Below are 14,400 nucleotides of genomic sequence, written 5' to 3'. Positions count from 1 at the left end.
ACACGATTAGGGTATTTTTATGCAAAGGTTGTTATAAAAATTCAAAAGTGGTAACATAAAAATCAGAAAGATGAGGGATGACGATGAGCCATTTGTTAACGATGAGTGAATTATCGGAAGTAGAAATTTCAGAAATCCTAAAAGATGCAGAAGATTTTGCGAATGGAAAAGAGAGCAAAACGACAGAGCAAACTTTTGTTGCGAACTTGTTCTTTGAGAATAGTACGAGAACGAGATTTAGCTTTGAAGTTGCTGAGAAGAGATTAGGACTTGATGTTTTAAACTTTTCAGCTGATGCATCTAGCGTACAAAAAGGAGAAACTCTATACGATACGATAAGAACACTAGAATCAATCGGAACAAAAGCAGTGGTCATCCGCCACGAGCAAGATCGCTACTTCGATGAACTAAAAGATCAGGTGAATATTCCAATCTTAAATGCTGGAGATGGATGCGGAAACCACCCAACACAGTGCCTACTGGACCTTCTTACAATTAAACAAGAGTTTGGAAGATTTGAAGGTTTGAAGATTGCAATAGTAGGAGATGTTCGTCATAGCCGAGTAGCACGTTCTAATGCAGAAGCATTAACGAAGCTTGGTGCAACAATTTACTTTGCAAGTCCAGAAGAGTGGCAAGATGAAGACAACACATTTGGAACATACAAACCATTAGATGAACTTGTTCCAGAAGTTGATGTAATGATGTTACTCCGTGTACAACATGAGCGTCATGATCATTATGAAACAGACATTATGAAAGAATATCATGAGAAACACGGATTAACAGTAGAAAGAGAAAAGCGTATGAAAGAAGGAAGCATTATTATGCATCCAGCTCCTGTAAACCGTGATGTTGAAATTGCAAGTGAACTTGTTGAGTGTGAGCGTTCACGTATATTTAAACAAATGGAAAATGGAGTTTACGTAAGAATGGCTGTACTAAAACGCGCCTTACCAAATGTATTAGGAGGAATGAAACATGAATTATTTGTTTAAAAATGGTCGTTATATGAATGAAGAAGGAAAAATCGTAGCAACGGATCTTCTCGTACAAGACGGTAAAATCGCTAAGGTAGCAGAAAATATTACGGCAGATAATGCTGAAGTAATCGATGTGAACGGAAAGTTAATCGCACCTGGATTAGTAGATGTACACGTACATCTTCGTGAACCAGGTGGTGAACATAAAGAAACAATTGAAACAGGTACACTAGCAGCGGCAAAAGGTGGATTCACTACAATTTGCGCAATGCCAAATACACGCCCGGTACCAGATTGCAGAGAACATATGGAAGACTTGCAAAAACGTATTGAAGAAAAAGCTCATGTTAACGTACTACCATACGGAGCAATTACAGTACGTCAAGCTGGTTCTGAAATGACAGATTTCGAAACATTAAAAGAACTTGGAGCATTTGCTTTCACAGATGACGGCGTAGGCGTACAAGATGCGAGCATGATGTTAGCGGCTATGAAACGTGCAGCAAAATTAGATATGGCAGTAGTTGCGCACTGTGAAGAGAATACGCTTATTAATAAAGGTTGTGTACATGAAGGGAAGTTTTCTGAGAAACACGGATTAAACGGTATCCCATCAGTATGTGAATCTGTACATATTGCAAGGGATATACTGCTTGCTGAAGCAGCAGATTGCCACTATCACGTATGTCATGTAAGTACGAAAGGTTCTGTACGTGTAATCCGTGATGCGAAACGCGCTGGAATTAAAGTAACAGCAGAAGTAACACCGCATCACCTAGTGTTATGTGAAGATGATATCCCATCAGCTGATCCTAACTTTAAAATGAACCCACCGCTTCGTGGAAAAGAAGACCATGCAGCATTAATTGAAGGTTTATTAGATGGAACGATCGATATGATCGCAACTGACCATGCACCGCATACAGCGGAAGAGAAAGCACAAGGAATTGAAAGAGCACCGTTTGGAATTACTGGTTTTGAAACAGCATTCCCGCTTCTATACACAAACCTTGTGAAAAAGGGAGTTATTACGCTAGAACAGTTAATTCAATTCTTAACAGAAAAGCCAGCTGATACATTCGGCTTAGAAGCAGGTCGCCTAAAAGAAGGTAGAGCAGCTGATATTACAATCATTGATTTAGAACAAGAAGAAGAGATTGACCCAACAACATTCTTATCAAAAGGAAAAAATACACCATTCGCAGGTTGGAAATGCCAAGGATGGCCGGTAATGACAATCGTTGGTGGTAAGATCGCATGGCAAAAGGAGAGTGCATTAGTATGAAAAGACAACTTATCTTAGAAGATGGAACAGTATTAATTGGAACAGGTTTCGGAGGCGAAATCGAAAAGTCAGGTGAGGTTGTATTTACAACAGGAATGACTGGATATCAAGAAACATTATCTGATCCATCATATTGCGGTCAAATCGTAACATTCACGTACCCATTAATCGGAAACTACGGCATTAACCGTGACGATTTTGAATCCATTCACCCATCTGTAAATGGTTTAATCGTAAACGAAATTTGTGATCACCCATCAAACTTCCGTAATGAAATTTCGTTAAATGATTACTTGAAAGAAAGAAATATCCCAGGATTAGCAGGGATTGATACGAGAAAATTAACGAGAAAAATTCGTCAATACGGTACATTACGTGGACGCCTTTGTAACATGGATGCAGATGTAGAGTACATTGTAAGCCAATTAAAAGCGACAGTATTTACAGATCATGTAAAACGCGTATCAACGAAAGATCCATACCCAAGCCCAGGTCGTGGTCACCGAGTTGTACTAGTAGACTTCGGTATGAAACATGGTATTTTACGAGAATTAAATAAGCGTGACTGTGATGTAATTGTAGTTCCTTACAACACAACAGCGGAAGAAATTTTACGCCTTAGCCCAGATGGAATTATGTTAAGTAATGGACCTGGAGATCCGAAAGATGTACCAGAAGCAATTGAAATGTTAAAAGACATTATCGGTAAAGTTCCTTTATTCGGAATTTGCCTAGGACATCAATTGTTCGCTCTAGCATCAGGTGCAAATACAAGTAAGTTGAAATTTGGTCACCGTGGTTTAAACCATCCAGTAAAAAATCTTGCAACTGGAAAAGTAGCAATTACATCTCAAAACCACGGATACGCAGTAGAAGAAGAATCAGTTGAAAATACAGATCTTGAAATTACACATGTTGCTTTAAACGATGGAACGGTAGAAGGTCTTCGTCATAAGAAGTTCCCGGCATTTACAGTACAATACCATCCAGAAGCTTCAGCGGGACCAGAAGATGCAAATGATTTATTCGAAGATTTCTTAACAATGATTGAAAACTTCAAGAAAGAAGGGGAAGAGTTATGCCAAAACGCCTAGACATTAACACAATTTTAGTAATCGGATCAGGACCAATTGTAATTGGGCAAGCAGCGGAGTTTGACTACTCTGGTACACAAGCTTGTCAATCTCTTAAAGAGGAAGGTTACAAAGTAATCCTTGTTAACTCTAACCCAGCAACAATTATGACGGATACTGCAACAGCTGATAAAGTATACATCGAGCCATTAACATTAGAATTCGTAAGCCGTATTATTCGTAAAGAACGTCCTGATGCAATCCTACCAACATTAGGTGGTCAAACAGGTTTAAACATGGCTGTTGAACTTGCAAAATCAGGCGTACTTGACGAGTGCGGAGTTGAAATTTTAGGAACAAAATTATCAGCAATCGAGCAAGCGGAAGATCGTGATTTATTCCGTACATTAATGCAAGATTTAAATGAACCAACACCACCAAGTGAAATTATTCATAACCTTGATGAAGCATATGGATTTGTAAACGAAATTGGTTACCCAGTAATCGTTCGACCAGCGTTCACATTAGGAGGAACGGGCGGCGGAATTTGTCATAACGAAGAAGAGCTAATTGAAATCGTAACAAGTGGTTTAAAACATAGCCCAGTAACACAATGTTTATTGGAGAAAAGTATTGCTGGCTGTAAAGAAATTGAATACGAAGTAATGCGTGATTCAAATGATAACGCAATTGTAGTGTGTAACATGGAAAACATCGATCCAGTTGGTGTTCATACAGGTGATTCAATCGTTGTAGCACCGAGCCAAACGCTAAGCGACCGTGAATACCAAATGTTACGTAACACGTCATTACGAATTATTCGTGCACTAGGAATTGAAGGTGGATGTAACGTTCAGCTTGCACTAGATCCATATAGCTTCCAATACTATGTAATCGAAGTAAATCCACGTGTAAGTCGTTCATCTGCACTAGCATCTAAAGCAACTGGATATCCAATTGCGAAATTAGCAGCAAAAATTGCAGTCGGCTTAACGTTAGATGAAATCGTAAACCCAGTAACACAAAAAACTTACGCTTGCTTCGAGCCAGCGTTAGACTATGTTGTTTCAAAAATTCCACGTTGGCCGTTTGATAAGTTTGAATCAGCGAACAGAACGCTTGGAACACAAATGAAAGCAACTGGTGAAGTTATGTCAATCGGACGTAACTTAGAAGAATCATTACTAAAAGCAGTTCGTTCTTTAGAGCTTGGCATTTATCACTTAGAATTAGACCACTTAAAAGAACTTGATAAAGAAACGATGAAAAAACGTATCATTAAAGCGGATGATGAACGACTGTTTATTGTAGCAGAAGCAATTCGCCAAGGTGTAACGAAAGAAGAAATCAATGAATGGTGTGAAATGGACTTCTTCTTCTTACAAAAAGTTGAAAACATCGTAAATATGGAACGTGAAGTAAAAGCGAATGTAGGAAATATGGAAGTACTACAAACTGCAAAAGAAATGGGCTTCAGCGATCACTACATTGCAGCAGCTTGGAACAAAACGGAGCGCGAAATTTACGATATGCGTAAAGAAAATAATATGATGCCAGTATTCAAAATGGTAGATACTTGTGCGGCAGAGTTTGAATCTGCAACGCCATATTACTACAGCACATATGCGGAAGAAAATGAATCGATTGTAACAGATCGTAAGAGTGTAGTAGTTCTAGGATCTGGTCCGATCCGTATTGGTCAAGGTGTTGAGTTTGATTACGCAACAGTTCACTCAGTATGGGCAATTAAAGAAGCTGGATATGAAGCAATTATCATTAACAACAACCCAGAAACAGTTTCAACAGACTTCAGTATTTCTGACAAATTATACTTTGAACCATTAACGATTGAAGATGTAATGCATATTATCGATTTAGAAAAACCAGAAGGTGTTATCGTTCAGTTCGGTGGACAAACGGCAATTAACTTAGCAGCGAAACTAGAAGAACACGGTGTGAAAATTTTAGGAACATCACTTGAAGACTTAGACCGTGCAGAAGATCGTGATAAATTCGAAGCTGCTTTAACAAAACTTGGCATCCCGCAACCAGTTGGTAAAACAGCAACGACTGTAGAACAAGCGGTAGCAATCGCAGAAGAAATTGGTTACCCAGTATTAGTAAGACCATCTTACGTACTAGGTGGACGTGCGATGGAAATCGTATATCGCCAAGAAGAACTACTGCACTACATGAAAAATGCAGTTAAAGTTCATGCAGATCACCCAGTATTAATCGACCGTTACATGGTTGGTAAAGAAATTGAAGTAGATGCAATTTCCGATGGTGAGAATGTATTCATTCCAGGTATTATGGAACATATTGAACGCGCTGGAGTTCACTCTGGTGACTCAATTGGAGTATATCCACCACAAAGTTTATCTGAAAAACTAAAAGAACAAATCATTGAACATACAATTGCACTTGGAAAAGGATTAAACATTGTTGGATTACTAAATATCCAGTTTGTAGTATTCAAAGATCAAGTGTACGTAATTGAAGTAAATCCACGTGCAAGCCGTACAGTACCGTTCTTAAGTAAAATTACAGGCGTACCGATGGCGAATGTTGCAACGAAAGTTATTTTAGGGCAAGACCTAGTAGAGCAAGGATACGGAACTGGCTATCACCCAGAAGAGAAAGAAGTATATGTAAAAGCTCCGGTATTCTCATTCGCGAAACTACGCTCAGTTGATACAACATTAGGACCTGAAATGAAATCAACAGGGGAAGTAATGGGTAAAGACTTAACGCTTGAAAAAGCATTGTATAAAGGATTAGTTGCTTCTGGAATTAACATCCCAACGCACGGCTCAGTAATCATTACTGTAGCGGATAAAGATAAAGAAGAGGCGATGGAAATTGCAAAACGTTTCCACGAAATCGGCTATAACTTATTAGCAACAGCTGGAACAGCACAATCATTAGAAGAGCAAAATATCCCAGTACAAGTTGTAAACAAAATTGATTCTGAAGACTACAACTTACTAGATATTATCCGTCAAGGAAAAGCACAGTTTGTAATTAACACATTAACAAAAGGTAAACAACCAGCGCGTGATGGTTTCCGCATTCGCCGTGAATCAGTAGAAAATGGTGTGGCTTGCTTAACATCACTTGATACAACAAGAGCAATCTTACGAGTATTAGAATCTATGACATTCTCAGCTCATTCAATGAAAGAAATTACGCAAACAAAGCGTCACGAGGTGGTACATGCATGATGCAAAAGCAAAATATGATCGTCGTTAACCAAAAAGAAATCGCAAAAAATATTTACGAATTAGTGCTTCAAGGAACGTTAGTACAGCAAATGAACGAACCAGGGCAGTTTGTACACATTAAGGTAGCAGAGGGCATTGCGCCCCTTCTGCGCCGCCCAATTAGTATTTGTAATGTAGATCAAGAGAAGAACGAATTTACAATGCTATATCGTGCCGAAGGACAAGGGACAAAAACATTAGCAACTAGAAAACAAGGTGAAATGGTAGATGTACTAGGACCATTAGGACACGGTTTTCCTGTAGAAGAAGCAGAAGCTGGTCAAACAGCTTTACTAGTAGGTGGGGGAATTGGTGTACCACCACTTTATGAATTATCACAGCGCCTCGTTGCAAAAGGTGTACGTGTTATTCACATCTTAGGCTTTCAAACGAAAGATGTAGTTTTCTATGAAGAAAAATTTGCAGAACTTGGTGATACGTACGTTGCGACAGTAGACGGTACACACGGTACAAAAGGATTTGTCACAGATGTAATTGATAATTACGGAATTGACTTTGATATTCTTTATTCATGTGGTCCGCTAGCGATGCTTCGTGCATTAGAAGGACGTTACAAAGAGAAAAAAGCCTATATTTCATTAGAAGAACGTATGGGCTGTGGTATTGGAGCTTGTTTCGCATGTGTATGCCACTTACAAGAAAATCCAAGTGGACATTCTTACAAGAAGGTGTGTAGCGACGGACCAGTATTTCCAATCGGGGAGGTTGTACTATGAACAGATTGCAAGTTGAATTACCAGGATTATCATTAAAAAATCCAATTATACCGGCATCTGGATGCTTTGGGTTTGGTCGTGAATATGCACAGTTTTACGATTTAAGTGTACTAGGATCAATCATGATTAAAGCGACGACAGAACAACCACGTTATGGAAATCCAACGCCTCGTGTTGCTGAAACACCAGGCGGCATGCTAAATGCAATCGGACTTCAAAACCCGGGATTAGACAAAGTAATGAATTCGGAATTACCATGGTTAGAACAATTTGACCTTCCAATTATTGCAAACGTTGCAGGCTCACAAGCTGAGGATTACGTAGCGGTTGCGAAGGAAATTTCTAAAGCGCCTAATGTCCATGCACTAGAATTAAACATTTCTTGTCCGAACGTAAAAACAGGTGGTATCGCCTTTGGTACAAATCCTGAAATTGCTGCTGATTTAACGAAGCGAGTAAAAGAGGTTTCTGAAGTACCTGTATACGTGAAATTGTCACCGAACGTGGCAAACATAGTAGAAATTGCAAAAGCGATTGAAAATGCAGGTGCAGATGGTTTAACGATGATTAATACATTGCTTGGTATGCGTCTAGATTTAAAAACAGCTAAACCAATTTTAGCAAACCGTACAGGCGGATTATCAGGTCCTGCGATTAAGCCAGTAGCAATTCGCATGGTACATGAAGTAAGCCAAGCGGTTAACATTCCAATTATCGGAATGGGTGGTATTGAAACAGCTGAAGATGTAATTGAATTCTTCTATGCTGGCGCAAGCGCAGTTGCAGTAGGTACAGCGAACTTTATCGATCCGTTCGTATGTCCGACAATTATTGAAGAGTTACCAGCATTATTAGATGAATTAGGATTTGATCACATTTCGGAATGTCAAGGAAGGAGCTGGAAGCAAACATGTCACAGTCGTTAATCGTTGCACTAGATTTTCCAGGGAAACAAGAAGTAGAACAATTCTTACGCCACTTTGAAGGGGAAGAGTTATTTGTCAAAGTAGGTATGGAGTTATTTTACAAAGAAGGCCCTGCGATTATTACGTACTTAAAAGAAAAGGGACATAAGATCTTCTTAGATTTAAAACTTCATGATATTCCGAATACAGTAAAAAGCGCTATGCGTAGCCTAGCTAGTCTAGATGTTGATATGGTAAATGTTCATGCTGCTGGGGGAAGCAGCATGATGAAAGCTGCGATTGAGGGATTAGAGGAAGGTAAGCAAGAAGGAAAAGAGAGACCGATTTGTATTGCAGTTACACAACTAACAAGCACTTCGGAAGCTATGATGAAAAAAGAGATCGGCATTGAGAAAACGTTAGAAGAAGCGGTTGCTCATTATGCAAAATTAACGAAAGAAAGTGGACTTGATGGCGTTGTTTGTTCAACACTTGAAGTTCCAAAATTACGTGAAGTATGCGGAAATGAATTTGTAACAGTAACACCGGGGATTCGTCTTGCAAGCGATGATGTAAATGACCAAGTGCGCGTAGCAACACCGAAACGTGCGAGGGAACTTGGCTCAAGCTACATCGTAGTTGGACGTAGTATTACAAAAGCAGAAAATCCGCTTGAAGCGTATAAAACAGTAAAACAACAGTGGGAAGGTGTAACAGTATGAAAAAAGAAATCGCATCGCATTTATTAGAAATTGGAGCAGTATTTTTACAACCGAATGATCCATTCACTTGGTCTTCAGGTATGAAATCACCAATTTATTGTGATAACCGTTTAACTTTATCTTATCCAAAAGTACGTCAAGCGATTGCAGCTGGATTAGAAGAGTTAATTAAAGAGCACTTCCCAACTGTAGAAATTATTGCAGGAACAGCAACTGCTGGTATTGCGCACGCTGCATGGGTAAGCGATCGTATGGATTTACCAATGTGCTACGTACGTAGTAAAGCAAAAGGTCACGGTAAAGGGAACCAAATCGAAGGAAAAGCTGAAAAAGGTCAAAAAGTCGTAGTAGTAGAAGACTTAATTTCAACTGGCGGTAGTGCAATTACATGTGTAGAAGCACTTCGCGAAGCTGGATGTGAAGTATTAGGAATCGTATCAATCTTCACATACGAGCTTGAAGCAGGAAAAGAAAAACTAGAAGCAGCTAACGTAGTATCATACTCTTTAAGCGATTACAGTGCATTAACTGAAGTAGCAGCAGAAAAAGGTATGATTGGACAAGCTGAAACGAAAAAATTACAAGAGTGGCGTAAAAATCCAGCTAACGAAGCTTGGATCACAGCGTAACACGAAAAAAACGACTGCGGGGGAACGCGGTCGTTTTTTTATATCATTGTTAAAAATTCAAGTAAAGTTCCATCAATATCAAAGAAAATCATATTACAATCTCCTTAACTACTTAGTGCTTTCTGCAAGCTTATATCCTCTTACAAACAATAGAGTCACATAAGAAACAATAAATGAGAAAATGCTATACATGCCGACCCAAAAGAAAAATTTTGGAGTAAAGGCGATAACACCTATTATTAAAAAACTAGCAAACGTTACAATCGGCATTACGTAATACGTTTTCGACTTGCGCGTTCCAATAACAGAAACGATAAAGATAAGTAACGGACAAATTAATAAGACGAAAATCAATTCATTCATAGTTATGTCCCCTTTTCTAATTGCAGTAATCTGTTTCTCGTAAACGTTTTGAAAAAATTACTCTCCTAATATAATTTCGCTAAGGGATAACGAATCCCTGTTGAAAACCAGTAATTCATGATGAATTTTACAAGAAAAAACGTAAGCAAGAGAACACTTGCTTACGTTATAAAATAAACCTCGCAAAGATAGTGGTGACAATTAAACCGATAACAACCGGTAAAAAGTTTCGGCGTGCCAGTTCAAATGGATCTACCTTGCAAATTGCAGCAGCAGGAATAAGCGCCCAAGGAATTAACGTCCCGCCCCCGGTCCATATAGCCGCAATTTGTCCGAGTGCTGTTAATGTAGCTGTTCCATGACCTAAAGCTGTTCCGAAAAGGTTTGCAATGGAACCAGCAAGCGATATACCGGAAAAACCAGATCCATCTAAGCCTGTTATGACACCAACGATAGTTAATGTTCCCGCCGATACGTATTGGTTTAAAGGGACCGTTTGAGATAAGGCAATCCCTAAGTCGTTAATGATTCCATGTGAACCTTTCGGTAAATAGTCTCCGATAATTTTCACAAAGCCGCTATCTCCTAAATAAAAGAGTGCAGCAATTGGAATAACTGGACCAAAGATTTTAAATCCAAATTGGAGCCCTTCTATAAAATAATCGGTTGTTTTATTTAGTCCATTACCTTTGTAGGCGATGAGTGAAATGATGATAATCATAATAACAGTCGTTCCGCCGATAAGTGCAGTTGCGTCGCTTCCTTGTAGTTTAAATTGAATCATGCAAAGGATATCAATGATATATACGGTAGGGATACATATAGCGAGCCATTTCTTTGTGCGAGGAGATAATGAAGTGAGCGTTTTAGAAGACGCAGTTAATGGAATAGATTCTTGTATAGATAAGCCTGTATGAAACTCTTTTCGTAAGAAGAAAAAAGCGACGGAAGTTGTCACAATGCCCATAACGATAACAAGTGGAACACTTGCAGATACGACGCTGGAAACAGGGAGACCAGCCGCGTCTGCAGTTAATTTCGGTGCACCTTGAATAACGAAGTCGCCAGATAAGGCGATGCCGTGTCCGAATAAGTTCATAGCAATTGCAACCCCAATTGGAGGAAGACCGACACGTACAGCAACCGGCAATAAAATAGCTCCCATTAAGGCGACAGCTGGAGAAGGCCAAAAGAAGAAAGAAATGGTCATCATTAAAAGGCCGATAATCCAGTAGGCGAGTGTAGGTGTACGAATCATTTTTGTAAATGGTGAAATCATCGTATCATTTATGCCAGTATGAACGAGTAAATTGCTCATTGATACGATAATGGAGATGATTAATATAGTTGGTAATAGCTCAGTAATGGCGTAAATGAAACTTTGAAAAATCCCGCTAATGGCAAGAGGGATAGAACTTGTTGCAGTTAATGCTAATAAAAAGATAAAAACGATACAAATAATCGTCGTATCTTTCCGGAGAATAAAAAAGGTAATAATAGTGAGTAAACAAATAATGTAGAGAGCGTGTAATAGCGTTAATTCAACTCCCATAACATTCACATCCTTTAGGCATTCGTGTAGTTTATTGTATGAAAGCAGTGAAAGTATGTGAGTATAGGAAAAAGAAAAAAGTAAAATTTCATGTACTGTAATGGTAAGGACGATAAATGGATGTTACAATACAATTAATCCTAAAAATGGAATTTTAGGAGAGGTAGAATGGGGGAGTACGAATGAGAGAGAGAATAGGATATTATGGTGTGCTCGTTTGTTTACTATTATCAGTTATTTCAGGGCAATTTCTTAACAGTGGATGGGTACCAGTTATATTATGTATTGGCGTATTGATTTTTGCTCCTATGTATCGCTGGAATGAATGGAAAGCATATAGTCGAAAAAAGAAAATGGTTTTCAGTATCGAGTTTATCATTATAATTAGTATGATCCCATTTTTGTTATTAAAAGGAAATGAGATAATAGATGGAATTGTAATGTTTCAAGAATGGTTGTTTATTGCGAAATTACTATATTTAATTTGCATTTTAATGTTGGTAGCGATAGTCACTAAAAAATTAAACGAAAAGTTATTCGTTAATGAATAAAAGAAAATGCCACCTTATTCGGTGGCATTTTCTCATTTTACTGAATGGGCTTTTTGCATTTTTTTAATTAAACGAATTTGTCCGCGATGATTGATTTCATCTTCAAAAACGTGAAACCATTTAAAGTAGTTGTTAGCTGGTTTGTCATACCAAAAGTCTGTTGTTTTAAACAGCCATTCATCAGGTAATGATTGAAATGTTGCAATCGTTTTGGAACGTACTTCTTGTAATGTATTGATGTAAAATTTTATAGATTTTCCTTTTATTTTCTCGCGTCCAAGGTTCCCTAACTCAATAGCAGGTAACCAATGTTCTAATTCAGCTTCCGTCGGTTCACGGTCTTCAAAGGTATGAATTTGGTAGTAAAATTCAATAGCAGCCATATGATACAATAACATACCAATTGAATTTGCGTCCTTATCATATAAATAATCAAGTTCTTCAATTGTTAAACCTTCCACTGCTTGCATTGTTGTATAGCGAGCGTAATTCATCATGGAAACAAGATTTGAAAATTCTACTTGTAAACCCTCTATTTTATCAATTACAAAATTCAATTTAAATTCCCCCTCGTAGAATATAGTTTAGATCAGTATTTCTGCTTTCTAATTACCCTGATTTTAAAAAAAATAGATAACAAGATTCCTTACGGAATTTGTTTCGATATTATTGAATTTCCCAGATACAATGGATGTATGGAAAGGATCCATCGGGAATTTGCTCATTTCCCCTGTAGCTCTGTCTACGATAAAAAGTCTGTTACCCGAGCCATTGCTATCACTACCAACACACTAGCTGTTTCGATAACTGATTGGGCTTTTGGATAGTAGTTCAAAAGGTAGCCCCCAAAAGTTGTCATTGTATTCTCGTAGGCGAGGTTGTGGTTACGCAATGAGCTTCTGGGAAATCCCATAGTATCGAAGCATATTCCAAATAACCAATGAAAGGAGGTCCTTCCAAATGAACTTATTTGTCGGATTAGATGTCAGCTCTGAGAAACTAGATGTGTGCTTTTTATCAGACGATAACCAATTGACAATTCTTCTTGAAGCGAGTCTCGGAAATGACGTGAAAGGCGCTCATCAAATTAAACAAAAAATTTTAGAATTTCAAAATGTGTACTCGTTTTCTCAAATCGTCATAGGCATGGAGTCAACTTCTATGTACAGCTTTCATCCTGCTACATTTTTTAATGAGGATCGAGAATTAAAGCGTATAAATACCGTCGTTACCATCGAAAATCCTTTTCGCATCAAGCAATTCAGTCGAATATTTGATGAAGATAAAACAGATAAAAATGATGCGATGCGAATCGCTGACTTTTTAAGAATCCAAAGATTCACTACGTCTCCCATTAAAGAAGAGAAATATATGGCTCTTCAACGTTTAACTCGCACACGTTACCAATTAATTGGACAACTTGTAGAAACGAAACAACATTTTCTCGAAAATTTAACTTACAAATGCAACACGCTCACGCGTGAGTTAAAGAATAGCGAAACTCCTTCTTCTGTATTTGGAGCTACCTTAATCGCTTTAATGACAGAAGATTATGGGTTAGAAGAATTAGCTCAAATGCCTTTAACAGATTTCGCCTCTTTGCTTCAAGAAAAAGGTAACGGCCGGTTTAAAAATCCAGAAGGATTAGCGAAAACGATTCAACGAGCCATTACTATGTCTTATCGTTTAGGAGAAGTCGCTCAAGAATCCATCAATATTATCCTGAGTATTCTTGCTCGCGAAATTCGTGCACTCGAAGCCAGTATCAAAGACCTTGATAAGGCAATTGAACAGCTCGTAATGGTCCTACCAGAATACCAATGCTTGACGAGTATTCCTGGTGTTGGAAAAGTGTATGCTGCTGGATTACTAGCTGAGATCGGACAAATCCAACGATTTGAAGACCAAACGAAACTAGCTAAATATGCCGGATTAAGCTGGAAAATCAAGCAATCTGGAAATTATCAGTCTGAAAATACGCCCTTAACCAAACAAGGCAATCGTTATCTTCGCTATTACTTAGTTGAGGCTGCCAATTCAGTAAGAAGATATTTGCCTGAATATCAAGCATTTTATCAAAAGAAATACAAAGAAACACCCAAACATCAACACAAAAGAGCCATCGTCTTAACCGCAAGAAAATTTGTGCGTCTGGTGGATACGCTACTACGTAACCATCAACTCTACACGCCACCAAGGAGCGTGATAGAAAAATAACACTTTGTTATTGACGCAATCTTGGAAACGGCCCGAAAAAATTTCATTTTTGGTCGGGTCTATTTCCGTATGCTGAAAAAATCGCACCTAGAAAAAATCAGTCTTGTTTTACTCTTGACT

Annotated in this window: 13 protein-coding genes; 10 read left to right on the top strand and 3 right to left on the bottom strand. The window is 38.3% G+C overall.

What is annotated here, in order from left to right; genetic code table 11:
• Positions 1 to 83: 83 nt before the first annotated feature.
• From pyrB to pyrE, 8 genes are read left to right on the top strand one after another with little or no spacing between them, the layout of a single operon-like run.
• Positions 84 to 998, top strand: coding sequence for an aspartate carbamoyltransferase (gene pyrB / locus V6946_RS20480; protein WP_000018861.1), 915 nt, complete (start codon positions 84 to 86; stop codon positions 996 to 998).
• Positions 982 to 2,268 (top strand): dihydroorotase, encoded by a 1,287-nt coding sequence (gene pyrC, locus V6946_RS20475; RefSeq protein WP_001108367.1) that lies wholly within the window; start codon positions 982 to 984, stop codon positions 2,266 to 2,268. The genes pyrB and pyrC overlap by 17 nt, the downstream gene beginning before the upstream one ends.
• Complete coding sequence (locus V6946_RS20470; protein ID WP_000828680.1) at positions 2,265 to 3,362, top strand: carbamoyl phosphate synthase small subunit; 1,098 nt, start codon at positions 2,265 to 2,267, stop codon at positions 3,360 to 3,362. The genes pyrC and V6946_RS20470 overlap by 4 nt, the downstream gene beginning before the upstream one ends.
• Positions 3,347 to 6,565 (top strand): carbamoyl-phosphate synthase large subunit, encoded by a 3,219-nt coding sequence (gene carB, locus V6946_RS20465; RefSeq protein ID WP_006928306.1) that lies wholly within the window; start codon positions 3,347 to 3,349, stop codon positions 6,563 to 6,565. Before V6946_RS20470 ends, carB begins: the two co-directional genes overlap by 16 nt.
• Positions 6,562 to 7,341, top strand: coding sequence for a dihydroorotate oxidase B electron transfer subunit (pyrK, locus tag V6946_RS20460; RefSeq protein ID WP_097796335.1), 780 nt, complete (start codon positions 6,562 to 6,564; stop codon positions 7,339 to 7,341). The genes carB and pyrK overlap by 4 nt, the downstream gene beginning before the upstream one ends.
• Positions 7,338 to 8,267 carry a dihydroorotate oxidase B catalytic subunit gene (gene pyrD / locus V6946_RS20455; RefSeq protein ID WP_001081049.1) on the top strand — a complete coding sequence of 310 codons (930 nt, stop codon included), beginning with the start codon at positions 7,338 to 7,340 and terminating at the stop codon, positions 8,265 to 8,267. Before pyrK ends, pyrD begins: the two co-directional genes overlap by 4 nt.
• On the top strand, positions 8,252 to 8,968 hold the full coding sequence (gene pyrF / locus V6946_RS20450) for an orotidine-5'-phosphate decarboxylase (RefSeq protein WP_006928308.1): 717 nt from the start codon (positions 8,252 to 8,254) through the stop codon (positions 8,966 to 8,968). The genes pyrD and pyrF overlap by 16 nt, the downstream gene beginning before the upstream one ends.
• On the top strand, positions 8,965 to 9,597 hold the full coding sequence (gene pyrE / locus V6946_RS20445) for an orotate phosphoribosyltransferase (RefSeq protein WP_000711443.1): 633 nt from the start codon (positions 8,965 to 8,967) through the stop codon (positions 9,595 to 9,597). The genes pyrF and pyrE overlap by 4 nt, the downstream gene beginning before the upstream one ends.
• A 108-nt stretch (positions 9,598 to 9,705) precedes the next feature.
• Here pyrE and V6946_RS20440 read toward each other — a convergent pair whose 3' ends face one another.
• Entirely contained in the window at positions 9,706 to 9,960 is a 255-nt protein-coding gene (locus V6946_RS20440) for a YbeF family protein (RefSeq protein WP_006928316.1), read from the bottom strand.
• A gap of 166 nt (positions 9,961 to 10,126) precedes the next feature.
• Complete coding sequence (locus V6946_RS20435) at positions 10,127 to 11,512, bottom strand: hypothetical protein (RefSeq protein WP_366981722.1); 1,386 nt, start codon at positions 11,510 to 11,512, stop codon at positions 10,127 to 10,129.
• 182 nt (positions 11,513 to 11,694) lie between these two features.
• Here V6946_RS20435 and V6946_RS20430 point away from each other — a divergent pair, with 182 nt between their 5' ends.
• Positions 11,695 to 12,063: a YoqO family protein gene (locus tag V6946_RS20430; RefSeq protein WP_006928319.1), complete on the top strand. Its 369-nt coding sequence runs from the start codon at positions 11,695 to 11,697 to the stop codon at positions 12,061 to 12,063.
• A gap of 32 nt (positions 12,064 to 12,095) precedes the next feature.
• On the opposite strand, the gene V6946_RS20425 is transcribed toward V6946_RS20430, so the two are convergent.
• Positions 12,096 to 12,620 carry a DinB family protein gene (locus V6946_RS20425; protein ID WP_001012051.1) on the bottom strand — a complete coding sequence of 175 codons (525 nt, stop codon included), beginning with the start codon at positions 12,618 to 12,620 and terminating at the stop codon, positions 12,096 to 12,098.
• 403 nt (positions 12,621 to 13,023) lie between these two features.
• On the opposite strand from V6946_RS20425, the gene V6946_RS20420 reads away from it, so the two are divergent.
• Positions 13,024 to 14,280: an IS110 family transposase gene (locus tag V6946_RS20420; RefSeq protein WP_256426878.1), complete on the top strand. Its 1,257-nt coding sequence runs from the start codon at positions 13,024 to 13,026 to the stop codon at positions 14,278 to 14,280.
• The last annotated feature ends 120 nt before the right edge of the window (positions 14,281 to 14,400 follow it).

Origin of the sequence: Bacillus sp. PPSBB_2, assembly GCF_045291115.1 — a bacterium.
Classification (GTDB): domain Bacteria; phylum Bacillota; class Bacilli; order Bacillales; family Bacillaceae_G; genus Bacillus_A; species Bacillus_A cereus.
This window is presented reverse-complemented; position numbering and strand designations above follow the sequence as displayed.